The 24,080-nt window shown below is 67.6% G+C and carries 23 protein-coding genes and 1 other annotated feature; of the genes, 11 read left to right on the forward strand and 12 right to left on the reverse strand.

The features are described from left to right. Positions 1 to 53: 53 nt before the first annotated feature. The 3 genes from ACH9EU_RS08630 (at position 54) to ACH9EU_RS08640 (ending at position 3,399) form a co-directional block, all read left to right on the forward strand. Positions 54 to 1,306, forward strand: a protein-coding gene (locus tag ACH9EU_RS08630) for an IS3 family transposase (RefSeq protein WP_396413490.1) whose coding sequence is annotated in 2 segments (ribosomal slippage) — positions 54 to 348 and positions 348 to 1,306 — 1,254 coding nt in all. Because the reading frame shifts where the segments join, the coding sequence is not laid out codon by codon here. Next, positions 335 to 466 (forward strand) — a sequence feature (AL1L pseudoknot). (Overlaps the previous gene by 132 nt.) Continuing rightward, entirely contained in the window at positions 1,269 to 2,165 is an 897-nt protein-coding gene (locus tag ACH9EU_RS08635) for an ATP-binding cassette domain-containing protein (protein ID WP_396413528.1), read from the forward strand. Before ACH9EU_RS08630 ends, ACH9EU_RS08635 begins: the two co-directional genes overlap by 38 nt. A gap of 4 nt (positions 2,166 to 2,169) precedes the next feature. Beyond that, positions 2,170 to 3,399, forward strand: a complete 1,230-nt coding sequence (locus ACH9EU_RS08640; protein WP_396413529.1) for an ABC transporter permease — start codon at positions 2,170 to 2,172, stop codon at positions 3,397 to 3,399. 839 nt (positions 3,400 to 4,238) lie between these two features. On the opposite strand, the gene ACH9EU_RS08645 is transcribed toward ACH9EU_RS08640, so the two are convergent. From ACH9EU_RS08645 to ACH9EU_RS08660, 4 genes are all read right to left on the reverse strand, one after another. Next, positions 4,239 to 4,853: a hypothetical protein gene (locus ACH9EU_RS08645; protein ID WP_396413530.1), complete on the reverse strand. Its 615-nt coding sequence runs from the start codon at positions 4,851 to 4,853 to the stop codon at positions 4,239 to 4,241. Continuing rightward, the gene (locus ACH9EU_RS08650) at positions 4,846 to 5,490 is read right to left on the reverse strand and encodes a hypothetical protein (RefSeq protein ID WP_396413531.1); all 645 of its coding nucleotides are present in this window, start codon (positions 5,488 to 5,490) and stop codon (positions 4,846 to 4,848) included. The genes ACH9EU_RS08645 and ACH9EU_RS08650 overlap by 8 nt, the downstream gene beginning before the upstream one ends. 395 nt (positions 5,491 to 5,885) lie before the next feature. Beyond that, a complete protein-coding gene (locus ACH9EU_RS08655; RefSeq protein ID WP_396413532.1) occupies positions 5,886 to 6,479 on the reverse strand; it encodes a hypothetical protein in 594 nt (197 codons plus the stop codon). Positions 6,480 to 6,699: 220 nt separating this feature from the next. Then, on the reverse strand, positions 6,700 to 6,852 hold the full coding sequence (locus ACH9EU_RS08660; protein ID WP_396413533.1) for a hypothetical protein: 153 nt from the start codon (positions 6,850 to 6,852) through the stop codon (positions 6,700 to 6,702). 331 nt (positions 6,853 to 7,183) lie between these two features. Here ACH9EU_RS08660 and ACH9EU_RS08665 point away from each other — a divergent pair, with 331 nt between their 5' ends. Together ACH9EU_RS08665 and ACH9EU_RS08670 are read left to right on the forward strand one after the other, a co-directional pair. Continuing rightward, a complete protein-coding gene (locus ACH9EU_RS08665; RefSeq protein WP_396413534.1) occupies positions 7,184 to 7,576 on the forward strand; it encodes a TnpV protein in 393 nt (130 codons plus the stop codon). Positions 7,577 to 7,701: 125 nt separating this feature from the next. Further along, positions 7,702 to 12,684: a helicase-related protein gene (locus tag ACH9EU_RS08670; RefSeq protein ID WP_396413535.1), complete on the forward strand. Its 4,983-nt coding sequence runs from the start codon at positions 7,702 to 7,704 to the stop codon at positions 12,682 to 12,684. A gap of 278 nt (positions 12,685 to 12,962) precedes the next feature. Here the strand turns inward: ACH9EU_RS08670 and ACH9EU_RS08675 are convergent, their stop codons facing one another. Beyond that, the gene (locus ACH9EU_RS08675) at positions 12,963 to 13,298 is read right to left on the reverse strand and encodes a hypothetical protein (protein WP_396413536.1); all 336 of its coding nucleotides are present in this window, start codon (positions 13,296 to 13,298) and stop codon (positions 12,963 to 12,965) included. Positions 13,299 to 13,512: 214 nt separating this feature from the next. Between ACH9EU_RS08675 and mobC the strand changes: the two genes are divergently transcribed. From mobC to ACH9EU_RS08690, 3 genes are read left to right on the forward strand one after another with little or no spacing between them, the layout of a single operon-like run. After that, positions 13,513 to 13,902, forward strand: a complete 390-nt coding sequence (gene mobC / locus ACH9EU_RS08680) for a plasmid mobilization relaxosome protein MobC (protein WP_396413537.1) — start codon at positions 13,513 to 13,515, stop codon at positions 13,900 to 13,902. After that, positions 13,899 to 15,413, forward strand: a complete 1,515-nt coding sequence (locus ACH9EU_RS08685) for a relaxase/mobilization nuclease domain-containing protein (RefSeq protein WP_396413538.1) — start codon at positions 13,899 to 13,901, stop codon at positions 15,411 to 15,413. Before mobC ends, ACH9EU_RS08685 begins: the two co-directional genes overlap by 4 nt. A 2-nt stretch (positions 15,414 to 15,415) precedes the next feature. Beyond that, positions 15,416 to 16,186 carry a hypothetical protein gene (locus tag ACH9EU_RS08690; protein WP_396413539.1) on the forward strand — a complete coding sequence of 257 codons (771 nt, stop codon included), beginning with the start codon at positions 15,416 to 15,418 and terminating at the stop codon, positions 16,184 to 16,186. 50 nt (positions 16,187 to 16,236) lie between these two features. Here ACH9EU_RS08690 and ACH9EU_RS08695 read toward each other — a convergent pair whose 3' ends face one another. The 4 genes from ACH9EU_RS08695 to ACH9EU_RS08710 all read right to left on the reverse strand — a co-directional run bounded on the left by ACH9EU_RS08695 (position 16,237) and on the right by ACH9EU_RS08710 (position 18,415). Next, a complete protein-coding gene (locus tag ACH9EU_RS08695; RefSeq protein WP_396413540.1) occupies positions 16,237 to 16,698 on the reverse strand; it encodes an anthrone oxygenase family protein in 462 nt (153 codons plus the stop codon). A 91-nt stretch (positions 16,699 to 16,789) separates the two neighbouring features. Further along, positions 16,790 to 17,428: a three-helix bundle dimerization domain-containing protein gene (locus ACH9EU_RS08700; RefSeq protein ID WP_396413541.1), complete on the reverse strand. Its 639-nt coding sequence runs from the start codon at positions 17,426 to 17,428 to the stop codon at positions 16,790 to 16,792. Between the two features lie 59 nt (positions 17,429 to 17,487). Beyond that, a complete protein-coding gene (locus ACH9EU_RS08705; protein WP_396413542.1) occupies positions 17,488 to 18,156 on the reverse strand; it encodes a three-helix bundle dimerization domain-containing protein in 669 nt (222 codons plus the stop codon). Further along, positions 18,149 to 18,415: a hypothetical protein gene (locus ACH9EU_RS08710; RefSeq protein WP_396413543.1), complete on the reverse strand. Its 267-nt coding sequence runs from the start codon at positions 18,413 to 18,415 to the stop codon at positions 18,149 to 18,151. The genes ACH9EU_RS08705 and ACH9EU_RS08710 overlap by 8 nt, the downstream gene beginning before the upstream one ends. Positions 18,416 to 18,829: 414 nt before the next feature. On the opposite strand from ACH9EU_RS08710, the gene ACH9EU_RS08715 reads away from it, so the two are divergent. Then, complete coding sequence (locus ACH9EU_RS08715; RefSeq protein ID WP_396413544.1) at positions 18,830 to 19,174, forward strand: hypothetical protein; 345 nt, start codon at positions 18,830 to 18,832, stop codon at positions 19,172 to 19,174. A 501-nt stretch (positions 19,175 to 19,675) separates the two neighbouring features. Here ACH9EU_RS08715 and ACH9EU_RS08720 read toward each other — a convergent pair. After that, complete coding sequence (locus ACH9EU_RS08720; RefSeq protein WP_396413545.1) at positions 19,676 to 20,263, reverse strand: hypothetical protein; 588 nt, start codon at positions 20,261 to 20,263, stop codon at positions 19,676 to 19,678. 262 nt (positions 20,264 to 20,525) lie between these two features. Here ACH9EU_RS08720 and ACH9EU_RS08725 point away from each other — a divergent pair, with 262 nt between their 5' ends. Then, positions 20,526 to 21,329, forward strand: coding sequence for a hypothetical protein (locus ACH9EU_RS08725; protein WP_396413546.1), 804 nt, complete (start codon positions 20,526 to 20,528; stop codon positions 21,327 to 21,329). A gap of 184 nt (positions 21,330 to 21,513) precedes the next feature. After that, positions 21,514 to 21,915 (forward strand): hypothetical protein, encoded by a 402-nt coding sequence (locus tag ACH9EU_RS08730; RefSeq protein ID WP_396413547.1) that lies wholly within the window; start codon positions 21,514 to 21,516, stop codon positions 21,913 to 21,915. 238 nt (positions 21,916 to 22,153) lie between these two features. Here ACH9EU_RS08730 and ACH9EU_RS08735 read toward each other — a convergent pair whose 3' ends face one another. Together ACH9EU_RS08735 and ACH9EU_RS08740 are read right to left on the reverse strand one after the other, a co-directional pair. After that, positions 22,154 to 23,089: an endonuclease/exonuclease/phosphatase family protein gene (locus ACH9EU_RS08735; protein WP_396413548.1), complete on the reverse strand. Its 936-nt coding sequence runs from the start codon at positions 23,087 to 23,089 to the stop codon at positions 22,154 to 22,156. A 110-nt stretch (positions 23,090 to 23,199) separates the two neighbouring features. Further along, positions 23,200 to 24,024 carry an alpha/beta fold hydrolase gene (locus ACH9EU_RS08740; RefSeq protein WP_396413549.1) on the reverse strand — a complete coding sequence of 275 codons (825 nt, stop codon included), beginning with the start codon at positions 24,022 to 24,024 and terminating at the stop codon, positions 23,200 to 23,202. Between the last annotated feature and the right edge of the window lie 56 nt (positions 24,025 to 24,080).

Below are 24,080 nucleotides of genomic sequence, written 5' to 3' on the forward strand. Positions count from 1 at the left end.
CTGAACTGTCCTGGGTCTGGTGGAGACGTTGATCTAGCAAGGAGACTGGGATCATGTCTGCACCACGCAAGTACGACGCCGCCACGGTGGACCGGGCGGTGAGGATGTACCGGGAGCGTCAGGACGAGACCGGGGAGTCGAAGCTGGAGTCCCGCCGCCGGATCGGGGAGCTGCTGGGCATCAATCAGGCCACGTTGCGCAACTGGATCGAGCGCTCCGAGGTCGATGCCGGCACCCGGGTCGGGGTGACCTCCTCCGACAACGAGGAGCTCAAGCGCCTGCGGAAGGAGAACGCTGAGCTCAAGCGGGCCAACGAGATCCTCAAGACCGCCTCGGCGTTTTTCGCGGCGGCGGAGCGAGACCGCCTCATCAAGTGATGATCGACTACATCGACGCCTACCGGGGTCGGTTCGGGGTCTCGCCGATCTGCTCCGTGCTCGCCGCGCACGGGTACCGGATCGCCCCGTCGACCTACTACGCGGCCAAGGCCCGCGGGGTCTCGGCGGCGGTGCTGGAGGAGGCCTACGCCGCCGAGGCGGTCTACGACCTCTACCGGGCCAACCGCAGCCTCTACGGCGTGCGCAAGCTCTGGCACACGGCCCGCCGCGCCGGGCTCCACCTGGGCCGGGACCAGGTCGGGAGGCTGATGCGCATCACCGGGATCACCGGGGTCGTGCGCGGACGCCACCACACCGTCACGACGGTGGCCGATGAACGAGCACCGCGGCACCCGGACCTGATCGGGCGGGCCTGGGCGACCCCGAGTCGCCCGGACCAGTGGTGGGTGGCCGACTTCACCTACGTGTGGACCTGGTCCGGGTTCGTCTACGTCGCCTTCGTCACCGACGTGTACTCCCGGGCCATCCTCGGCTGGCAGGTGACGGCCTCCAAGCACACGGCACTGGTGTCGACGGCCCTTCAGCAGGCGCTGTTCACGCGTCGGCGCACCGACGTCACCTTCACCTCCACGGGCCTCGTTCACCATAGCGATGCCGGGTCCCAATACACGTCGCTGACGTTCACCGAGGCGTTGCTGGAAGCCGGGATCGCCGGGTCCATCGGGACCGTGGGCGATGCCCTGGACAACGCCTTGATGGAGTCCACCATCGGGCTCTACAAGAACGAGCTGATCGAGCTCAACCGCCGCTCCTGGCGCACTCGCGCGGAGGTCGAGACCGAGACCGCCGACTGGGTCCACTGGTACAACGCCCACCGGCTGCACTCCGCGATCGGCTACCGGCCCCCGCTCGAGCACGAAGCGAACTATCGTGAACACCACCAGGCCACCGCGGTCGCGGCGGCCTGACCGGAGTCTCCACCAGACCCAGGACAGTTCAGGCAAGACCACCACGCTGCGGGCCCTGCTGGGCATCTACCGGCCCACCGCCGGCACCCTGCACATCGGGGGCAAGGTCTTCGCGCCGGCCGACGGCGCCCGGCTGGGATACCTGCCCGAGGAGCGGGGGCTGTACAAAAAGGAACCGGTGGCCGAGGTCATGGCCTACTTCGGCCGCCTCAAAGGCCTCGACAAACAGGCCGCCCGGTCGTGGTCGCTGGGGTACCTCGAGCGGGTCGGGCTGGCCGACAAGGCCCAGGTTCGCCTGGACAAGCTCTCCGGGGGTCAGCAGCAGAAAGTGCAGCTGGGGGTGACGATCATGAACGACCCGGACCTGCTGATCCTGGACGAGCCGACGAAAGGCTTCGACCCGGTCAACCGCCGGCTGCTGATGGAGCTCATCGAGGACCAGCAACGGACCGGGGCGACGGTGGTCATGGTCACCCACCAGATGGAGGAGGTCGAACGGCTGTGTGACCGGGTGATCCTGCTCAAGGACGGCACCTCCCACGCCTACGGCACCGTACGGGACGTGCAGGAGCAGTTCGGCGGCACCCGCTACCGCGTCACCCACACCGGGGTGCTCCCGGACTCGTCCCACTACGAGCTGCTCACCGACCGCAGCACCGGGGCCGATCACCACCGGGTCGCGGAACTGTCCCCGGCACCGGGGGCCGATGAGGCGACGGTGCTGGCCGAGCTGGTGGCCGCCGGGGTCCCGGTCACCGGATTCACCACGGTGCGGACCTCGCTGGAGGAGATCTTCATCCGCGTCTACGGCGCCGACAGCGCCCAGGAGAGCACCAGCAACGAGAAGGTCGAGGTCTGAGGTGATGGCACGGCACAATCTGGGCACGGTCATCGGTTTCGAGTTCTCCCGCACCGTGCGCAAGCCCCGGTTCTGGTTGGCGACCCTGGCGATCCCGGTGGTCATGGCCCTCGTCTTCGGTCTCGTGTTCATCAGCAGCATGGCCAGCAGTGACAGCGCCGACGCGCAGTCCGAGGCGCAGATCTCTTTCGCCTACACGGACGCCTCCGGGCTCATCCGGCCGGAGACGGCCGCGGCCCTGGGCGGACAGCAGGCCACCAACCCGTCCGAGGCCATCGAAGCGGTCAAAGGAGGGGAACTGGACGCCTACTTCGCCTACCCAGCCGACCCCCACCGGGAGCCGGTGGAGGTGACGGGGGCGGACCGGGGGCTCTTCGACAACGGGGCCTACGAGGCGGTGGCCGAAGAACTCCTGGTGACCGCCGCCCAAGCGGAGATTGGGAACCCGGCTCTGGCGGCCGCGGCCGCCGGGGAGGTGTCGGTGGAGTCCACGATCTACCGCGGCCGGGAGGTCACCGGCGGGTTCAGCGAGGCCATCGCCCCGCTGATGGTGCTGGTGGTGTTCTTCGTGGTGATCCTGCTGCTGGCCAACCAGATGCTGGCCTCCACGCTGGAGGAGAAGGAGAACCGGGTCACCGAGATGATCCTCACCACGGTCAACCCCACCACCTTGATCATCGGCAAGATCACCGCGGTGTTCATGGTCGGGGCCGTGCAGCTGCTCGTCTTCCTCTCCCCGGTTATCATCGGGGCCCTCCTGGCCCGCTCGGCGGCGCCGGCAGTGGAGCTCTCCGGCCTGCACTTGGATCCGTGGACCATGGTGGTCGGGGTGCTGCTGCTGGTCGGTGGGTTCGTGCTGTTCACTGGGGTGCTGGTGGGCATCGGGGCGGTCATGCCCACCGCCAAGGACGCCGGAGTGATCTTCGGGCCCCTGATGCTGCTGATGTTCGTGCCCTTCTACGCGGCCAGCCTCATCGTCTCCGACCCGGGCGCACTGCTCGTGCAGGTCTTCACCTACTTCCCCCTCACCGCCCCGGTCACCGCGATGCTGCGCAACGCCTTCGGCACCCTCCCGCCCCTGGGGGCCGGCATCGTGATCGCCGAACTGTTCCTCGCCGGGATCCTGGTGCTGCGGGTGGCCGTGCACCTGTTCCGCTACGGCTCCCTCGCCTATTCCCACAAACTCAACCTCCGCACTGCCCTGGGCCGAGGCGCTGCCCCGACCGGACAATAACCGCCGTCGAACAGGACCCGGCCCTCGGCGAACGAGGCAGCAAGGTCCTGACAGCCAGCGCGCCCCCAGCCGGCGGCTTCCAGGTCCCGGATCTCCAGTGCAGTGTCCTGCTCGGCCGAGCTCACCTGCGCGTAGCTCAGGCGTGTCACCGGTTCCCCTCCCCGTTGTCCTATCAGAGGTCCCATCGCAGAGATTCCGAGAACACCCTCGTGGGACACCTTGATGGGACGAGGCGGTTCCGGTGAAAGGCCGGGGGCACTCGAGGCGTTGAGGCGCGCGGCTGCCGATCCCGTCAAAGGATCGTTTGATGAGATTGCCCTGTGGCGTTGCATCACCGTCCTGGAGCGGGTCGTAGCACCGAAGGGCAGTTTGGTCAGCAGCAGCTTGCACGTGTGCGTGATCTCGTCGACATCCCCTGGAAAACATCCCGCCTCGGCCACGAACCCCTGTCAATCGCGAGCCAAATACCTCGACGATCCACCGGGCACTGCCCCGCGATACCTGACACCCAGCGCAGAGGGCTCCGGAATCGGGACTGCCCCGACTTCGGAAAATGACAACTGGATGCCTCGAAGCCTGTTTCTGAATCGGACAGGTGCTGCAGTGACCAGCGCTGGGTCGCCGAAGCGGATAGCTGATGGAAAGGCGGGCCCCGGTGAATAGGTCACCGCCGAGATATCCGATTTGATCGGGACTTCTTGCTCGTCAATGCGTAGCAACCTTCCCGAGATGATTTACACCGACACGACCACCTCACTCTAAATTAGAACTCCGTTCAGTCGCGACGTAAACACATCAGGGAATTACAAGGAGCGCGGCCGCAACTGTAGATCTTCGGATCATGAGCGGACGCCGCGCGGTGTCCTTCCCTCCAGGAGGTCTTTCAACGCCAGGTTGATCCCTACGCCCTTGGCATGACGAACCAGCACAGGTTGAGCCCCGTTCTGGCCCTTCCGAAAGTCGAAGGAGGTGACGTCGTGCTCGCTCAGAGGTTTGAGGTCGTAGTCGTCCCACACGGCCACCAGTCCGTCCTGGGTCCCACCGTAGTTGAACACCCACCCCTGTTTCCGGTGCAGTCGTAGCAGGGAGCCGTCCTGGACCAGGATGACACTGTCCGTCTCTTCGTTTTTCTCATCGACCCGCACCTTTCGACCGAGGCTGTTAGTCGTGTATTTGTCGCCCCCGCTCCAAAAGCTACGGGAGAGTAGCCAGTGGGGACCGACAACCTCGATCTGATCGTCGACCTTGTGCCGCTCCATCACGATTCGGGTCTTGGCGCCGATGCCGAGGAAACCGCTCGTGCGCTTCTCGACGGGCACATCCTTCTCGACCCGCTCCGTGCGCACCACCGGCGCCCGGGCGGGGACTTCGGTCTGTCGCGCGACCCGGGTAGCGTAGCGGCGTAATTTCTCCCAGTCGATCTGAGTGGCATAATAGACGGACGGATCAGGCATTGCGAGTTGTCCTTCCTTCTAGAAGGTCCTTCAGGGCTAGGTTGATACCCACGCCTTTGGCATGACGGAGTAGGCGGTTGCCGCGCTCTCCGCGCGCCCAAGATGAACGGGGAGCCGTCGGCCGATCGTTGTCGCGGGAACGTCTGGAGTAGTCCATTGTCACTACATCCGTCTCGTCGATCGGCAGAACGGAGTATTCGTTTTCCTCGTTGTGGTTGCAGGCGCCAGATCGAGGGAAGGCCCAGACCTCGGTCTTGCGATGCTGGACCTTGGCCAGTGATCCGTCGGTGCATAAGACCAGGGTATGGGTCGTGTACTCAGTTTCTTCTATCTCGGTGCCTTGTTGCGTTCTGGTCCGCTCCCGGACGGCTGACATGGCCTTGTTAATGACCCAGTGTGGGCCGACGACCCGAATCGTTTCCTCGACAGTTTTCCGGTCGATGGTGATGTAGGTTTTCGCGCCCAGACCGAAAAATCCGCCGGTGCGCTTTTCCACTGGCACGTCCTTCTCGACCCGCTCGACCTTAGTGATTGGGGGTTCAGGCGGAAGTTTTGTTTCCTGTGCGACCCGGGCGGCGTAGCGGTTCAGTTTCGGCCAGTCGATGGAGGTGGCTTCATATTGGGCGCGGTCAAGCATTCCTGCGCTCCCGGAGGTGGATCGGGGCCCAGGGCCATGCTGCTACAACGCATTTACATCGTCGCATCCGGTATGCCTCTGATCTTGTCGGTGTCATGCTGCCCGCACTCAGACCCACGGCTATTGCATCGCATGATGCTCTCCTCCCCCTCCCCCCAACTGCCCCGGTCTACTTCTCGTGGACGCAGTCCAGCCGATCGTTGACGCGCAAGCGAGGGTCTGTGCTCACATGACAGCATTCGTGCACCGAATTCGTGATCGCGTTAATCGAAATTTCCCCAGGGTCACTGAAATTCACCACCGGGTCTCAGCAACTGACTTACCTAAACACCCAGACATGACTTTCCAGGTTCAGTCAAAAAACCAACTTTGATGTTGGTAACTTTATTATGGCTTCAGACTTGATGCTGTGTAAGATTCTTCTCCAAATTGTGTAAGGCCTGCATGAGGCCACCCCCCTTAGCTGTGTAGAGAATTTCGCCCACAAGTTTGTTCCCCCAAGTGGATACTCCGCGTTTAGGGGTGCCATTGCCCGAGCTCTTTATTTCCCGATCTAATGCCATGGCATCTTCATCGGTCATCGTTCTTACGTCTAATCCTTCATCCTGACCCGTTCGCGTGCTGTACTCCTCCCATTTCCAGAGTTTATAAAGATGTCCATCTTGAGATAGCGCCCAAAGGTTTTCTTCATGGTATTCGGATATTTCACCCCGAACATCGGTGTTAATGTTATGGTAAGTACTTCTCAATTTCCAATGAGGGCCCAAAATTTCCACCTCCTGCCAATAGGTGTAATTTTCCATCCACCTCTTGGTTCGAAGGTTCAAAAACCCATACTGCTCTTCGCGACTCCTGGTGCCTTTCCGGGCTTCTTTTTTCGTAATGCTACCTTGCTTGGGCACCTGTGATATCTCTGCGGTGCGCTGAGCTAGCCGATTAATAAGATTCCAGTTTATTGTTGAGCTTTCGTATGCTGGGTCTATCGCCATGAACTTCGACCTGCCTTCGATTAGTCCTGGCAAGAGGCTAATTTTGAGCAATGTGTGGCAACGGTACGGCGTCTAATATTCAGGTATTCAAATGTCCGGTAAGATTGGTGATTGCCAGAGTGTCCGCTTCTTGTATTTGTTCGTATGGCAAGCTTGTATGCGCCCGGGAAGCATGGGTTTGAACATCTATTTTGTGCTTCCCGGGCGCATGGAAGGACCTCTACTTGTTCTGAGTGGTTTCAGCGGCCTTGCGTCGCGCCTCTGCAATCAGAGCCTTCTCACGTTCTTCTTCTTCTTTTCTGCGCCGCTTTTCCTGCTCTTCGACGTAGCGCTGCTGCTCCGAGTACAGAGGTTGAGGCTGGGGAACGTCCATTGTCTATTAACCTCATTCTTGAGTGTTGACTAAGGGATTCATCCATGGGGTGCGACTTTGGTGGGGCAAGTCAAGTCGACCCCGGTAGCAGATGCAATACATTTCTTTAATGTTGAGGAGTTGATGCGTCAACAAAAGCATGCTTGGGTGGGTATAAGCCACGGGTGTGGTGCTACGCATGGGCGGGTTGACCTTCAGTGGCTATGGTGAACATGGTCAACTCGCTGCATCTAGGAGTCCTAGCCCATGGCCCGAGCCCGCAAGAGGACACAAGTCGAGGGGCAGCTGAGCATTGATGCCTTTCTCTTCCCGGAACCCGAGGAGGTTCGTGATGAACACGTACGGCAAGTTCGCGCAGGAAGCGTGGAAGACGACCGCACCGGCGGAGTACGCCCTGATCCCGGAGCCGCAGGCGTGGTTCGAGACGCTGGGGGAGGAGGCGGCTCAGCGGGTGGGCGAGCTGATGATGGAGCTGGCCGGCCCGGACCCGGTGGGGGAGACCTACTTGGAGAAGGTGGGGCGGTTGAACGCGGCGAAGCTGCAGGCCGAGGAGATCGTGCGCGCGGAGATGCTGACCCCGGATCCGTCGGTGCAGGTGGAGCCGGAGGAGGGCGAGGATCCCGAGTCGGGGATGGCCGAGACTCTCGAGGAGATGAAAGACCTGAATCGGATCTACCGCGACTTCCTGGACGAGTCGGCGCAGGAGGAGGTCGAGCGGCCGTAGGGCTGGAGCCGGCCACCGGACCTGCGCCCACGGGGAGTCCGGGACGCTTCGTCCCCCGGGCCCAGGACGATCTGGCCCCGTCCGGGGCGCAGGCGAGGTTCCGAGCCAACCTCGCAGCCCTGCGCGTGCTCCGCACCCTGCAGGCCGAGGAGCGGGCCGCCGCCGAGGCCGAGCGCACCACGCTGGCCCGGTGGGGGTCCTGGGGTGCCAGCGGGGTCGCGGAAGTCTTCGACGAGTCCGGCACCGAGTACGAGGCGGAGCGGGCCGAGCTGCGCGAGCTCCTGGATGAGGCCGAGTACGCGGCCGCACGGCGGACGGTCATCAACGCCCACTACACCGACCCGGCGATCGCGGCCGAGGTCTGGGGCGCCCTGCAAGCTCTGGGGTTCCACGAGGGGCGCGTGCTGGAGCCCGGTTCCGGTGCCGGGACCTTCATCGGTCTGGCCCCCGAAGGCGCCCAGATGACCGGGGTGGAGCTGGACCCGGTGACCGCGGCGATCTCTCAGGCGATCTACCCGGACGCCACCATCCGTACCGAGTCGTTCGCCGACACCCGGATGCCCGGCGGCACCTTCGACGCCGCGGTGGGCAACGTCCCCTTCTCCAAGAACGCCTTGCACGATCCGCGGCACAACGCGGCGGGGCATTCGATGCACAACCACTTCATCCTGAAGTCCTTGGCCCTGACCCGGCCCGGTGGGGTGGTCGGGGTGATCTCCAGCGCGTTCACCTTGGACGCACAGAATCCGGCGGCGCGCCGGGAGATGGCCGAGACCGCCGACCTGCTCGGTGCGGTCCGCCTGCCCACCGGCGCCCACCGGCGTGCCGCGGGCACGGATGCGTTGACCGATGTGCTGATCTTCCGCCGTCGTCTGCCCGGTGAGGAGCCGCTGGAGCAGTCGTGGGTGGAGACCGCCCCGGTGGAGTTGGACGGGGTGCAGGGGCGGATGAACGCCTACTTCCTCGACAACCCCGCGCGGGTGCTCGGGCAGCCCACCATCGGCAACGGCATGTACGGCTCCGCCACGCTCACCGTGCGCTCCGACGATCTGGCGGTCACTGGGACCCGGCTGCACGAGCAGCTGTCGGACATCACTGAGCAGGCCCTGGTGGCCGGGCGGGGGATGGCCGAGCGGACGGGTGAGCAGGAGCTCGAGGTCGCGGCCCTGGTGCCGGCCACCGATCAGGAGCAGGTCGGGCACATCGCCGACCGTGGGGATGAGGGCTTCACCCAGGTCACCGTCGAGGGGGTGCACGCACCGCTTAGGGTCCCGCGTACTCAGCAGGGCGAACTCCGGGCACTGCTGGGGTTGCGTGATCAAGGGCGGGCCGTGCTGACGATGGAGGCCGCCAACGTCGATGACACCCCGGAGCTCGACGCCAGGAGGGCGCAGTTGGCGGCCGGCTACGAGGCGTATGTGGACCGGTATGGGCCGATCAACCGGTTCACCGAACGCCGCACCGGCAAGTACGACGAGGCCGGGGCGGACATTCTGGCCCGTATCACCCCGCCAGCGGTGCGGCTGCTGCGCGGTGACCCGTTCGGGCCGCTGGTGCTGGGCTTGGAGCACTTCGATGAGGGGACGGGCACCGCGGTAGCGGCCGGTCTGCTCTCGGAGCGGCAGGTGCAGCCGCGCCGGCCCGTGCTCGGGGTCGACACCCCGGATGAGGCCCTGGCCGTCACCCTGGACGCGCTGGGCGCCGTGGACATGCCCCATATCGCCCGGCTGCTGGGCATCGATGAGACGGCGGCACGTGAGGCCCTGGGGGAGCTGATCTACGAGGTACCCGGCGAGGACGGGGTCTGCGAGACGAGGGCGGAGTACCTGTCCGGGGACGTGCGGGAGAAGCTGGACGCCGCCCGGGCCGCTGCAGCCGCCGAGGCCAGGTTCCAGACGAACGTGGCCGCCTTGGAGGCGGTGCTGCCGGCCCCGCTGGGTGCTGATGAGATCGAGGCCCGGATCGGGGCGGTGTGGGTGTCCCCTCAGATCCACGAGCAGTTCCTGCGCGACATCCTCAAGGACCCCAGTGCCCGGGTGGACCGGATCAGCGGTGCGAACTGGGAGGTGAGGGCCAACCGCCACGTCTTCGCCGCCCGCAACGACTGGGGCACCGAGCGGATGGCCGCCGGGGACATCTTCAAAAACCTGGCCGAGCAGCGACGGGTCCAGGTCACCGACCCCGACCCGTCAGATCCGGAAGGCAACCGCCGGGTGGTCAACGCCACCGAGACCACCGCGGCGCAGGAGAAGGCGTTGCTGATGCAGGAGCGCTTCGGGGAGTGGGTGTGGGAGGACCCGGGACGGGCGGCCGGGTTGGTGGATGAGTACAACCGGCGGTTCAACTCCATCGTGCTGCGCGACTACACCGTGGAGGGGGAGCGGCTGAGCTTCCCGGGGCTGGTGAAGAACTTCACCCCGCGCCCCCACCAGCGGGCGGCCGTGGCGCGGATGCTGTCCGAGCCCTCGGTGGGGCTCTTCCATGAGGTGGGGGCGGGCAAGACCGCCGAGATGGTGATCGGGGCGATGGAGCTGCGCCGGCTGGGTATGGCGCGCAAGCCCGTGGTGGTGGTGCCCAACCACATGCTCGAGCAGTTCACCCGCGAGTGGCTGCAGCTCTACCCGCAGGCCCAGATCTTGGCGGCGTCCTCGGAGGATTTGGCCGGGGACAAGCGGCGGGTGTTCGTTGCCCGGGCCGCGGCCAGCGATTGGGACGGGATCATCATGACCCGCACCGCGTTCGAGCGCATTGAGCTCTCTCCGCAGAGCCGCGAGGCGTATGCCGCCCGGGAAGCCGACCGGCAGCGGGCCGAGTTGCAGGCGGCCCGTCAACGGGCTGAGGAGCGCGGGGCGGAGAGCATGTCGGTCAAGCGCATGGAGGCCGCCCTCCAGCGTTTCGAGGAGCGCATCAAAGCCAAAGCTGACCGGGAGGTCGACCCGGGCATCACCTTCGAGCAGACCGGCATCGACTACCTCGTGGTGGACGAGCTGCACGACTTCAAGAACCTCACCACCCCGTCGAACATCCAGGACGCGGCGATCGACGGGTCCAAGCGCGCCAGCGACCTGCACGCCAAGGTGGAATACCTGCGGTCCAAGCACGGGGAGCGGGTGATCACCGGGGCGACGGCCACCCCGATCGCCAACTCGGTCACCGAGATGTACGTGATGCAACGCTACCTGGGCCCGGAGCTGTTGGAGCGGGCCGGGATCCACGACTTCGACTCGTGGGCGGCGACCTTCGGTCAGGTGGTGACCGAGATGGAGCTTTCGGTGGCCGGCGGGGACCAGTTCAAGCTCAAGGAGCGGTTCGCGAAGTTCCAGAACGTGCCGGAGCTGCTGAAGATGTTCCACACCTTCGCCGACGTGAAGACCGCCGAGGACCTGCAACTGCCCACCCCGGATCTGGTGGAGCGCGAAGACGGGAAGCGGCTGCCACGCATGGTCGCCGTCGAAGCGTCACCGGAGCTGCAGGACTACATCGCGGACATTGGCCTGCGGGCCGAGGCGATCCAGGCCCGCCTGGTGTCTCCCACTGAGGACAACATGCTCAAGGTCAGTTCCGATGGCCGCAAGGCCGCCCTGGACATGCGCCTGGTGGACCCGGAGCTGGGCTCGGTCGTCTTGGAGACCAAGGTCAGTGTGACCGCGGACCTGATCGCCCGGGTGCACGAGGAGCATCAGGACGACGTGTTCCTCGACACCGCCAGTGGCGAGGAGCACCCCACCCGGGGGGCGTTGCAGATCGTGTTCTGTGACCAGAGCACCCCGTCATCGGAGAAGTGGAACGTCTACGACGAGCTCAAGGACCAGCTGGTGGCCCGGGGTATCCCGGCGGAGAAGATCCGGTTCATGCACGAGGCCAAGAATGACGCGGAGAAGGGCCGGCTGTTCTCCGCTGCCCGCTCCGGTGACATCGCCGTGCTGATGGGCTCCACCCAGAAGATGGGGGTGGGCACGAACATCCAGGCCAGGGCGGTGCACCTGGTGGATCTGGACGCCCCGTGGCGCCCGGCCGACATCGCCCAGCGCCACGGGCGCATCGTGCGCCAGGGCAACCAGAACGCGGAGGTCGCCATCTCCCAGGTGGTGACCAAGGGGTCGTTCGACACCTTCATGTGGCAGACGTTGGAGCGGAAGTCGAAGTTCATCGACCAGATCATGCGGGGTCGGTTGGACGTGCGCGAGATCGAGGACGTCGGGGACAACACCCTGTCCTTCGCCGAGGTGAAGGCGATCTCCAGTGGCAATCCGTTGATCCTGGAGAAGTCGAAGGCCGACCAGGAGCTGGCCCGGTTGGAGCGGTTGAACCGGGCCTGGCACCGGAACCAGTCCTCGCTGGTGTTCCGCAAGGATGCTGCGGCTACGCGCGCGGAGGCGCTGGAGCAGGAGATCCCCGTGATCCGCGCTGCCGCGCAGCGGACTACTGATGAGCTCGGTGGGGAGAAGTTCCGGATGACCGTCGACGGGGCCACGTATGAGAAGCGCACGGAGGCGGCGGAGGCGTGGCAGCGGTGGGCCGGTGTGCACGCCGTCGGACGCCCGCCCCGGGCGAGGGAGATCGACCTCGGTGTGGCCGGCCAGATCGGGGGTCACGACGTCCGGGTGGTGCAGCGGCCGGGGAACTTGGCTGATCTCAGTGCGTCCCCGGTGGAGCTGCGCGTCGACGACGCCCCCGGCGTTGGCGTGGAGGTCACCCGGGCGACGTCGCTGAACCCGGGTGTGGGCATGATCCAGCGCCTGGAGAACCAGGTGCGGGCCCTGCCCGAGGAAGTCGCCAGGCGCGAGACGCGACTGGCGTCGGCTCGGCAGGAGGCCGAGGACGCTCGGGCGGCGTTGGGGGTGCCGTTCAAGCACCAGGACGCCCTGGAGGCCGCCCGCTGGGAGGTCGAGAGGATCGAGCGTGCCATGCGCGGGGAGGAGACGCCGCAACCGAGTCTGGACCCAGAGCTGGAGGCGTTGAAGAAGCGGATGCGCATCAGCTTCCCCGACACTCCCACCGCGGGTCGCAGCAGTGCCGGGCGTGGTGGAAACGTCTCCGGGCGTCCGCTCGAGGTGGCGCGGCGGCACGATGAGCAGCGTTCCCAGCAGGGTGGTTTGGAGCTGTAAATACTCGCTCTGCTTGGTCTGTTCAGATGGACGGTGCCCGCTCCCTGTTGGGGGAGCGGGCACCGTTGTTGCGTGGTGACCACGTGTGTGGGAAGCCGTCCACAGTCGGCGGATACGGAAGTGTCACGTGCGCGGACGAGGTGGGCTGCCGGCTGTGGTCGGGTGGTCGGTGGGGGTCCCCGTGTCCATCATGGGTGCGGGAAAAGCCGCGGAGCGATGGAGCTTTTGCCGTGCCCATGTGGGCACGGGGCCAGTACTTGAACCACGGTCATGAGCTGTCAGGAGTCGGCGGTAGCCGGCTCCACCGTCTGCTCCTGAGAACCGGCGGTGCTGGAGCCGGTGCTGTTCTTCGCTGCCTTGCGGCGGCGCTGCACGCGTTGCACCTTTTCGGGTGCGGTCAGGCCGATCTTGCGCAGTTCCTCGGTGGTCCAGCCGCCGTTGGTGACGGCGGCCTGGAAGGCGGCGGTGTCGTTCTTCTGGGCCTCTTTGAGGGCCTCGCGGGCCTCGTCGAGGGCGCCGCGTGCGGTGATCGCCGCTCGGACGTAGTCCATCCGGTCGTTGAGCAGCCGCTGCGCGGCGTCTTCTGCTTGCTGGGGGTCGGTGAGCTTCGCCATGCCCCCAGGTTAACGGGCGCACACGATCCGTTCCAGAGGAAGCGCCCGTTCCGCTGCCGCTTCGCACCCGTGATGCCCCAGCGGAGCAAAGCTATGTTTTATGTGCCATAAAACGGGTGTCCCGCTGGCCCGGTGGGCTTTGCGGTGGCACACTGGCGAGTGTGGGGCCCACGGTGTGGGGGCGCTGCGCTGGGCCGGGAGGAGAGGAGGTGCTGTGGTGGAGCAGGAGAATCCGCGTCGGGTGTGGAAGTCCAGGCGCAAGCGGATCGAGGGCAAGACCCAGTACGTCCGGGTGTCCATGTCGGAGTCAGAGCGTGCTCAGCTGATGGTGCTGGAGCAGCAGACCGGGCTGTCGCCCTCGGCGCTGATGGTCCAGGCGGTGTTCGGGGCGGCGGATCCGGTGGCGGTGCAGTTGCGGCGGAATCAGTTGGCGGAGTTGCTGGCGATGCGTCGGCTGATGGCCACGATCGCCAACAACGTCAATCAGATCGCCCGGCACGCCAACAGCACCGGGGAGGTGCTCCCGGAGACGGCAGAGACCTTGCGTGAGGCTCGCCGGTTCGGGGAGGAAGTGCTGGCGAAGCTCGAGGAGCTCGCGCCGTGATCCCTAACATCACCAAGGGTGACAAGCCGGTCGGGCTGATGAAGTACCTCGTGGGTCCGGGGCGGGCCAACGAGCACACCGACCCGCATCTGGTGGGCGGCTCACCGATGATCATGGCGTGGCATGACGACGCGCAGCTGGGCGAGGACGCCGCGGTGGCTATCGCCCGCGAGGTGGACCTGAACCGCCGGATGATGGGCTACGACGCCGACACCAAGCACATCTGGCATTGCTCCCTGTCAATCCCGTACCAGGACCGTGAGGTCACCGACCAGGAGTGGGCCGACATCGCCGCCCGGTTCATGGACGAGATGGACTTCACCGACGCGGGGAACAAAGCCCCCTGCCAGTGGGTCGCCGTGCACCACGGGCGCTCCACCAAGGGCAACGACCACATCCACATCATGGCCTCCACGATCCGTGAGGACGGCACGAAGTGGGCCGACGGGAACGACTTCGCCCGGGCGCAGAAGGTCGCCCGGGGCATCGAGAAGGACTTCAATCTCATCCAGCTCGGCAACCACTCCGAGCGCTGGTTGCAGCAGGGCGAGATCGCTCGGGACAGCACGCGGGAGCCAACCCGGTTCACGCTGGAACGCACCGTCCGGGCGTGCGCGGTGGCCGCCGAATCGGAGGCGCAGTTTGTGCGGCAGATGCGCCGGGCGAACCTGCTCGTGCACCCCAGGTTCGCCGCCGGTACCGACTCGGTGGTGACCGGGTACTCCGTGGCCGAGCGTCCCCCGAAGGGGATGCGGCCGCTGTGGTTCGGTGGCGGGAAGCTCGCCCAGGACCTCACGCTGCCCTCACTGCGCACGCGCTGGCCCGACACCCCGAACTCCGCCCAAGAAGCAGCCGAGGAGTGGATGGCGGCCAAGCGGCACCGTCGCATCGTCCACCCGGACGCCCCCGGTGCGGTACTGGATGAGGTCACCGCCCGGCGGCTGGCCGGGGAGCTGAAGGAGGTCCGCCGGCGGTTGGTGAGCATCGCCCCGGACGACCACCAGTCCTGGGCCCACGCGGCCCGGGAAGCCTCCGGAGTGTACGCGGCCTGGTCGCACGCGACCGAGGACGGCCAAGGACCACTGGGACGCACCGCCCGTGTCCTGGCCCGGTCTGCGCACCGGTCCGGGGTGAAGATCACTGCTCCGCTGGAGGCGCCGTTGCGCACCAGCGGCACCACCGCGTTCCTCTTGGCGGCCACGAAGGCCCCGTCCCCGATGGCCCAAGCGCTGATCATGAACCAGATGCTGCGGATGACCCAGGCGTTCTACGAGATGCACCAGGCCAATAAGGACCTGCGCGAGACCCAGCTCATCAACGATGCCTTCGAACAGCACCTGGCTGTCGTCGCCGAGCCGTTGCCGGAGGTGGAGACCTCCGCCTCGACGCGCGCCGTCTCCCACGCCGGCCCGGTCCGTGACCAGGGTGCGCTGCGCGAGACCCAGGGACCCACGGCCGTTACCCGCCCCTACGTTGACCGCACCCGACCAGAGCACGGAATGGAGCTGTAGTGATGAGCACTCAACCCGACGGCGTGAACGACCTGCTCTCCCGCGACCTCCAAGCGGCGATGGCCGTGGCCGGGCGCTGGGGGGAGATGATGGCTCGGCAGCGCGCCGAGCAGGTCCGCCAACGCCTGCTGGAACAACAGCAGCGCCGACGCGAGCTCGAGGAGCGCTTCGAGGCCGAACGCGCGGTGATGCGCACCGAACTCGCCCCCGTGGACCAGGTCCGGTTCTGGGAGTCCGCGAAGCCTGAAGACATCGCTGAGCACTACGGGCTGGCCCGGCAGTGGGAGCACCACGACGAGGTCGCCAAGACTGCCCGAGGGCGCATCGAGACGGAGGTGAAGGACCGCCACGGGTTGTCCGTGGAGAACTACCTGAACGATCACGTCCCGCACCAGCAGCGCCCCGATTCCCCGGAGCAAGAGTTGGCCGCCCGCGAAGCGAAAGACGCGCAGCGAGACCACGCCGAGGCCGCCTGCCACGCCGCCGTGGCCGCCCAGGGTGACCTGCAGAACGACACGGACACCGCCAACGCGGCCGCCGAAGCCGAGGAGCTCTGGGACTCCGGAGACCGCCGGGCACGCCTGGCAGACCGTCTCATGGCCGCTCTCGGCGGCACCGAAGAAGGTCGTGACGGTGTCCAGGCCCGTCTGGCCGCCGAGCGGGATCAGGGCACGCCCCCGATCGACGCTGTGCGCTCCACCCAGCGAGGCCCCAAGGCCCGCAAGAGCACGGGACATGGGCAGGGGCGTGAAAGGGGCCGGGACCTGGGCTGAGGCCCTCCAGGACATCACAGAGGGGATGGTGGCTTGTGGTCTCTGACCGATCAGGGGAGGGGGTTGAGCAGACCCAGGGCGCCGAGCAGCGACAGCCCGGCCCGGAAGTGGTTGGCCCGGATCCAGGGTCGGGCGTAGGCGTGCCAGACGACGGTGCTGCGCTCGGTGCGGGCCAGCCGCGTGTTGAGCGGGACATTGATCGCCATGGTCAGGACCCACCCGGTCAGAGAGGCCAGAGCGCCCAGCACCCGGATCGGGGCCCCGGGGGTGGACCATCCGGTGGCGACCACGATCAGGCAGGCCAGGGCGGTGCCGAAGAACAGCACCATGAAAGGCGCCCGCACCGCCGCCTCGTTGATGGCGATCATCGCCGAGGCCGCCTCACCGGCGGGACGGTCCCGCAACGCCGGCATCACCACCAGGGAGAACGCCAGGTAGAACCCGCCCAGCATCCCGGACCCGATCCCGGCGGCCAGCACCAGCCACGCCTCCACGGCCCCGGGCTCGGTCACCGGCGCCGTCGCGGCGCACCAGCAGCGGACGGGCCCCGTGGAGGACGGTGGAGGCCCTCGTCAGGGGTCGAGCGCCTCCGATGCTGGTCCGTCACGGCTTGATCTGCTGCCAGAGGGCGCGGACCTTCTCGTCGAGCTCGGTCACGAGGGACTCCAGCTCACCGGGGTTGCCGGTGACGGTGCGGTCGGTACCCCAGTCCCGGTGGTCGGTGCCCGGGTAGGCCGGCACGGCCGCACCGGTGCCGAAGGTGATCACGTGGTCGGAGCCGCGGACCACGTCGTCGGTGAGCGGTTTCGGGTAGACCCGGCCGACCTCGATCCCCCGGGCGGTCAAGAGCTGCAGGGCCTTCTCGTTCACGGCGGCCCCGGGTTCGGTCCCGGCCGAGCGCACCACCGCGGCGTCCCCGGCGTAGTGGGCCAGCAGTGCGGCGGCGATCTGGGCGCGGCCGGTGTCGTGGCGCCCGACGAACAGCACCCGCGGGACCGTTGAGCCGTCCCGGTCCCGGGCGTGGGCCAGGGCGGCCAGCCGATCGGCGGCGAAGTGCCCGGCCAGCGGTGCCAGGTAGGTGCGCACCCGGGCGGTGCGGGCCAGGGCGGCATAGGACTCGAAGACCACCCGTTCCACCACCTCAGGGGAGATCACCCCGGCGTAGCGTCCGGCCAGGTGTTCGACCGTGCGTTCGAGCACGTGGAGGTCCAAGGGGCGGTGCGCGTCCGTCGGGTCGTCCACTGGCGCTCCTGACGATGGTGGGGATGCCTTGGTGCTGTACATCGGTTCGTGGCGGGCGTTCAGCCGGTGCGGGCCTGCTCCGTGGCGAAGGGGGTGATCTCCAGCTGCAGGGCGTGGACCCTGGCCTGCAGATCGGCGATCATCTCCGGCCACTGGTGCGCCTGCGGTGTCGCCTGCGCCGGCCAGGTCTGGCAGGTGGTGCCCGGACCGAGGGCGCCGAGGTCCTGGTCCCCGAAGGTGATGACCCAGTCGGCGGCGAGCAGCAGCTCCCTGGTCATCGGCTTCGGTGCGGCCATCGGCGCCGGGACCCCGTGATCGGCCAGGAACTGCACTGCCGACGGATCCATGGTGTCCGCGGGAGCTGTGCCCGCGGAGCGGGTGACGACCTCGCGCCCGGCCAGCTCGCCCAGCAGGGCGGCGGCGACCGCGGCGGGGCCGGCATCGCGGTCGTCGACGAACAGCACCTGGCGCACCGGAGGCTCGGCGGGCGCGGGGCCGGTCCCGGACCGGGCCGTGGCCAGGGCACGCAGGCGGTCCCGGGCGGCGTGCACGGCGATCGGCGCCAAATAGGACGGCAACCGCGCCGTGCGGGCCAGCTCCGCGTAGCACTCGGCCACGCACCGCTCGACGAGCTCGGGGAAGAAGGTGCCCGCGAAACAGGTGCTCAGATGCTCGGCGGTGCGCCGGAGCATCCGCGGATCGGTGAGATCAACGCCGCGCTCAGCCATGAGAACCCTCCGGGACAGGAGTGTCCGCAGGAGGAATGACCCCGCGGCGCAGCGTGGTGTCATCGCGGCTGAGCATCTTCCGGGCCCCGGTGGTGGCATCCCGGATCCAGGCCACCCCCAGGTGCGGAATGGTCTCCTCCACCACGCCCCGGTGCAGCACGGCCGCGCCCTGGTGGGCCACGACCCGTTGGCCGGGACGCACCTGGTCCCACTCCAAGGGAGGACCGAGGTCCCCCTTCGCGCTGGTGTCCTCGATCATGCCGGCTCCCCCTCCGCTCGAGCGACGAATCGCGATGAGGCCCCCATCCTGCCTGTCCCGGACCACCGGCAGGTGACCGCACGATGAACAGCAGACCCAGCGCTTCCAGTGATTCGATCACCGACCGGGGTGTCGCTCGAACGGATGCTCCTGTTGGCGTCAAGCGGTTTGAGGCGTTGGTGGTCGACCGTGTCGAGCCAGTGCCAGCAATGGTGGACGGGGGCGGGGCCGCCGTCGCACCGCCGACCGGCCCCCGGATGGTGGGGCGCCTACATGTCGGAGATCACAGGGGTTCCCTGTATCCGCAGGCTGACCGGGCTCCATACCCTGAAGATGGACAACGATGTCGAGCCCCACATTCGGCACCGAAGTCCCCCTGGGCTCTCGGTGCACTCGCTTCCAGGAGATCCCCCCATGACCGCTTCCCCTCTGGCCCCTGATCCCACCACGGACGGCCCCGGCACCGAGAACCACCCCCACGGGCCGGCATCCGCCGACCCTGTCACCGCACCGGTCACGGCGCGGTTGTCGCGCTATCGGATGCACACCGACCGCCCGGGGCTGCGGCTTCGAGCAGGCGAGGTGATTCTCGGCGTCCCCTACGCCTTGGCCGAGGCCACCATGGTGATGCCGGTGCGCTGCGAGAGCGATGGGCACAACCCGGGCGCTCTGCTCTCGACCGAGGAGCTCGAGGACCTGGGTCCGACCGACCAGCTGTTGGGGCCCTACTCGTGGGGCAAGGCGGGGGTCCGCCCCTGACCACCGCGGCACCTCCGGATCGTGCGGATCAACGCTGACCGGCCCCGGTCCCGGTCCTGGTCACCTCGGGGCCTGCCGGCCTCGCCGGGCGCGTCTGGTCACAGCATGGACAGGACCAGCATTCCGGCCCCGGCCACCGCCAGGACTCCTACGGCGACTGCCTGAGAGCGGGGAACGAACGGGGCCTTGGCCGGTTCCCGTTCGCGCTGGCGGCGCCGCCGGAGAACCTGGTCCAGCGCCCACGCCAGCTCCTCGCGTCCCGGTGCCCCACCTGGTGGGCGGCCACAGGGGCGCAGATCTGCGCGTAGTGGCGCCGCAGGTCCACCAGCACCCCGTCCAGGCGCGGCCGCACGCAGCGTGATTCCTACCGGTAGGAGTGAGGGAGGGGGGGTGGACAGGGCTGGGTATGTCGGAGTTAACTAGAGGGAGCCCGCTCCCGCAGGGAGTAGGGAAGTAGAGGCCAGGGCCCCCGCGGTTAGCGGGACCTGGCCTTCGCGCTGTCTACAGCTCGATGTCAATGCGCTGTACGGTCCCTTGGTACTGGGCGAACCACTTACTCTGCGCCTGTTCAGCGTCGCCCATGGCGCCGAGAACCTGGTCCGGGATCCAGAGCATGGGCTCATCCCGGGGAAAGCCGATCTCCACCCGCAGGCCGGCGGGCATGGTGCCCTTGCCGCGCAGGGCGTCGACCAGCTGCAGGTCCTTCTTCCGCTGAGACTTCTCCCGGGCCTCGAGGAACGCTGTGGTGACACCCATCTGCCCGAGCTCCCAGTAGAGCCGCTCCATGCAGTGCGCCCGGGCCCGTTCCTGCTTGCGGTGGTCCAGTGGTGCGCCCACGACGACGAGGTGGGCGATGTCGAAAGAGGTCACCACCGCGGTGGCGCGGGTCTTTTCTCTGTCGACCATGTCGCTCCAGTGCAGCTTCGGTGCCCCCTTGGGCAAGATGTCCCGCAGCTGCTCACGTGCAGGGTCGCACTGGGCCGGGTCTGCGACCACCGCGCCGAGCAGGTACAGCGGAGCAGGTGCGGCCTTCTGTCGCATGCTCTCGTCCACCCACGCGTGGAGGGCGAAGTCGTCGGAATCTTGCACCCGGGCATTCTTCCAGAAAGCCCCGGTCGAGCGGTCTCACCTGCCCTGCTGTCCGGGGAGGAGCACCACCACCTATGGACAACGACTCTGAGATGTCGAAGAGCAGGAATCTGGTGTTTTCTGCCTGATGAGACCGGAGTGGTCCGCGTCGGACGTCCGGAGCTCCCGGACGGGGCGCATCCCAGCGCTGGTCGACCGTGGTTGTCGTGGTGCTCACCCTGCGGTGACGTGTTGGCCACTTCTCGCGCTTAATGTCCGGTGCATGCGCACTCCCCAGTTCTCGTCCTTGCTGTCCGCTGCGACCCTGGCCGTGCTGGCCACTGCGGCCGTCCCACCGGAGACCTCCGCGAGCAACGCCCCGCAGGACTACTCCCTGCTCCAGCTGAACCTGTGCCTGTCCGGGCTGGCCGGGTGCTACCCCGACACCGAGTACCCGGCCGTGGTGGAGGAGGCCATCACCACGATCCAGGAGCAGGCCCCGGACGCCGTGACGGTCAACGAGGCCTGCAGCGGCGACATCGCCCGCATCGCCGAGGCGACCGGCTACGACTACCGGTTCGCCGTGGTCAACTACCGCGGGGGGCCCTTGCCGTGCACCGACCCGCAGGGCCGCGAGGTCTTCGGCAACGCGGTGCTGACCGCCACGGAGATCACCGCCAGCGAGGAGGCCGCCTTCGAAACGCAGCTGGGCAGCGAAGAGCGCCGCTGGCTGTGCGTGGAGACCGCGGAGGCGGTGCGCGCGTGCACCGCCCACCTGAGCGTGGCCGGTTCCGACGCGCAGGCGGCGACCAACGACGCCCAGTGCGCCGAGCTGACCGCGATCCTCGGCCGCGCCGGCCAGGAGCAGGCCACGGTTTTCGGCGGTGACGTCAACCGTCAGGACTCCTGCGCCCCGGCCGGGGCCTGGACGGCCACCGATCAGGCCGCCGCCCAGGCCCCGGGCATCCAGCACGCCTACGGCTCCCGCGGCTGGCTCCTCGCCCCGGAGACCGAGATCGTGCCGATGACCTACACCGACCACGACGGGCTCCTCGTCGAGGCGCGCCTGCGCACCGCCGGAGCCTGATCCGCACCCCCGGTACCCCGAAACGTCCAGGGAGAAGCCCCCGGTTCCGGCGAGCCCGGGGGCTTCTCCGGTGCCGGCCCCCTACAGGGCCGTCGTCGTCTGCGGTCTGCGGCTTGGGATTTGAACGGGGATTTACTCGGGGATTTGGCCAGGGATTCCCAGTGTTCAGGAGCAGGATGGGGGTATGTCCACCGCACCCATGGCACGCCGCCCCGGTCTGCAGGCCCACGTTGATTCGCAACGGTGGTCGATCCCGCAGGTCGTCGACGGGCTGCGCGAGATCCTCGGCGCGCGCCTGGTGGCCTACCTTGGGGCCGTGAAAGAGACCCGCGCGGTCCGGGAGTGGATCGAAGGCACGCGGGATCCGGGTTCCGAGGCGGTGAAGCAGCGCCTGCGCGATGCGTACTACATCGCGGCTCTGCTGGCCGAGCGGGAAGCCCCGGGCATGGTCCAGGCGTGGTTCACCGGCATGAACCCCCAGCTGGGCGACCGTGCCCCCGCCCGCCTCTTACGGGAGGGAGACCCGGAGCGCTCGGTGGCTGAGGTCACCGCCGCGGCCCGGGCGTTCGTGGCCACGGCGGGATAGTGGTGGGGCTGGGCGAGGTCGACCTGACCCCGGACACCCCGGAACTCCAGCAGGCCCTCGAGATGCTGGGACAGCGATGGGCACCCACGCCGTAGACCTGGCCCGGCAAGGCCGGAGCACGATGGCCAAGTCCTGACGGCCTTGCCGGCCACGGTGGGGAAGGGCCGCCTCGAGACCCCGGCCCGGGCGGCCACCAAGGGCCGTCTCCTGGCCACGATCCCGGCCCAGCCCCGTAACGCTAGTGCTGGAACTCCACCCACAGCGGATAGTGGTCGGACAGGCGCCAGGACAGCTCGTTGCGGGTCAGCCCGGACATGACGTGGGGGACGAAGTCGAAGGACCCGGCGCGGCCGGTGTAGGTCATCGACTGCAACTGGGAGGTCCCGTCGGGTTCGGAGAACCAGGCGATCTGGTCGTAGAAGTGCCTGGCCTCGTCATCATCGAAGATCGTGCGCGGCACCGTGTTCAGTTCGGTCGGCGGCCACAGGCCTTCGGAGACGAAGGCCTGGTACAGCGGGTCCCCGATCCGGTCCAGGTTGAAATCCCCCAGCACCAGCAGGTTGGGGTTCCAGTCGTTGCGCCGCACCGCCCACTGGTGCATCCACCGGGCGAAGGCGGTGATCTCGGGCAGCCGGTCGGCGGCCCGGGACCCCCACAGCACGTGCACGGTCGCCAAGGTGAACTCGGTGTCCCCACGGGTGAAACCGGCAGCATACGGGGTGCGGGCGAACTGCTCCGAGGGCTTCCCGGCCACGGGCGGGAGCACGATCTCCCCCACCAGCCCGGACGGGGTCACCCGCGTGGTGTCGTAGAGGAACGCCAGCCGTTCCCCGTTGCCGGCATCACCTTCGGTCACGTCCGAGGCGATCACCCGCCAGTCCGGTCCCAGGCGTTGGAGCAGGAAGCGCAGCGCGGCCGGGTTGCGGCGGACCTCCTGGAGGGCGATGACGTCGAAGCGGGAGACGATCGCGGCGATGCACGCCACCGCGTGCCAGTCCCGCTTGGGCGAATCCGCTGGTCCTGCGGCCCACTTGGGTGTGAGGTTCCCGAACGCCCGGAGGTTCCAGGTGGCGATCAGCACGTTCGCCGCCTCCTTGGACGGCACGACCTCATCCAGGGCGCTGTTCAGCCGGCTCAGGTCCTGCTCGACCGCTTCCGGGACGTGCTGGGTCACGCACCCATGCAAGCACATCTGAGCAACCAGGGACCAGCATCGGTGTCTGTCGAGCAAGAGGGACTGCCGCACGCATAGGTCAAGCTGTCATCGATCGGTGCGGCAGTTCCTTACGGCCGGTGCCGCTTCGGCGGGGGCGTCAGGTGCCGGGTGAGGAAGTCCAGCACGGCGGGGCCGGCCGGGTCGAGGAGGTGCCCGCCCGGCACGAGGACCGACTCCGTGTCAGGGAGCAGCTCGGCCAGGCGCCGGTTGATCGCGTGGAGAGCTTCCGGGGAGTCCTGCGCGGAGACGATCAGGGTCGGTTGCCGTATCCCTGCGGCCTCCTCCGTGCTCAGGGTCAGCGGTGCCTGGCTGAGGTCCAGGCCGCGGCCCCGGATCTCCGCGAGCACGGCAGGGCTGGCGGCGGTGAAGTGGTCCCGCAGCTGCTGCGGGAACGACTCCCACGCCTCGTCCCCCAACGCCTGGCGGAACACGGCCTCGGAGGCCGCGGTGGGGTCCTCGGCCGCGGCGGCCAGCACGTTCCGGCGCAGGTGCTCTGCCCAGGCCGCGGCCTGCGGGTCCAGGGTGAGCAGAGCCGGCTCCAGCAGCACCAGTGCCGCGACCTTCTCGGGGTGGCGGCGGGCCAGCTCGAGAGCGATCACACCGCCGGTGCTGCGGCCGATCACCACGGCCGGTGTCGCGGACAGGGCCTCCAGCAGCGCGGCGGCGTCCTGGACGTGGTCGGTGAGGTCGACGGCCTCGAACGGGTCGGGCCGTTCACTGCGGAAGAAGCCGCGGCGGTCGTAGATGACGCATCTGCTGTGGTGGCCGAGTCGTTCGGCGGCGTCCTCCCACAACAGGGCGGAGCTGGGCGTCCCGTGGATCCCGAGGACGGGCGCCCCCTCGCCGTGGACCTCGTAGTGGAGGTTCACCCCGTTCACGGTCAGGATGGGCATGGCTCCAGCATAGAACCCGTCCTCGGCGGAAGGGAACGGCGCCCCTGGGTCCGAGG

The organism is Kocuria rhizosphaerae, from assembly GCF_044462265.1.
Taxonomy (GTDB): Bacteria; Actinomycetota; Actinomycetes; order Actinomycetales; family Micrococcaceae; genus Kocuria; species Kocuria rhizosphaerae.

Coding starts and splice junctions, on each gene's coding strand:
- ACH9EU_RS08740 (WP_396413549.1), bottom strand. CDS start 24,024: ATGCCCATCCTGACCGTGAACGGGGTGAACCTCCACTACGAGGTCCAC.
- ACH9EU_RS08705 (WP_396413542.1), bottom strand. CDS start 18,156: ATGGCTGAGCGCGGCGTTGATCTCACCGATCCGCGGATGCTCCGGCGC.
- ACH9EU_RS08660 (WP_396413533.1), bottom strand. CDS start 6,852: ATGGACGTTCCCCAGCCTCAACCTCTGTACTCGGAGCAGCAGCGCTAC.
- ACH9EU_RS08655 (WP_396413532.1), bottom strand. CDS start 6,479: ATGGCGATAGACCCAGCATACGAAAGCTCAACAATAAACTGGAATCTT.
- ACH9EU_RS08715 (WP_396413544.1), top strand. CDS start 18,830: ATGACCGCTTCCCCTCTGGCCCCTGATCCCACCACGGACGGCCCCGGC.
- ACH9EU_RS08725 (WP_396413546.1), top strand. CDS start 20,526: ATGCGCACTCCCCAGTTCTCGTCCTTGCTGTCCGCTGCGACCCTGGCC.
- ACH9EU_RS08710 (WP_396413543.1), bottom strand. CDS start 18,415: ATGATCGAGGACACCAGCGCGAAGGGGGACCTCGGTCCTCCCTTGGAG.
- ACH9EU_RS08645 (WP_396413530.1), bottom strand. CDS start 4,853: ATGCCTGATCCGTCCGTCTATTATGCCACTCAGATCGACTGGGAGAAA.
- ACH9EU_RS08665 (WP_396413534.1), top strand. CDS start 7,184: ATGAACACGTACGGCAAGTTCGCGCAGGAAGCGTGGAAGACGACCGCA.
- ACH9EU_RS08690 (WP_396413539.1), top strand. CDS start 15,416: ATGAGCACTCAACCCGACGGCGTGAACGACCTGCTCTCCCGCGACCTC.
- ACH9EU_RS08650 (WP_396413531.1), bottom strand. CDS start 5,490: ATGCTTGACCGCGCCCAATATGAAGCCACCTCCATCGACTGGCCGAAA.
- ACH9EU_RS08640 (WP_396413529.1), top strand. CDS start 2,170: ATGGCACGGCACAATCTGGGCACGGTCATCGGTTTCGAGTTCTCCCGC.
- ACH9EU_RS08730 (WP_396413547.1), top strand. CDS start 21,514: ATGTCCACCGCACCCATGGCACGCCGCCCCGGTCTGCAGGCCCACGTT.
- ACH9EU_RS08675 (WP_396413536.1), bottom strand. CDS start 13,298: ATGGCGAAGCTCACCGACCCCCAGCAAGCAGAAGACGCCGCGCAGCGG.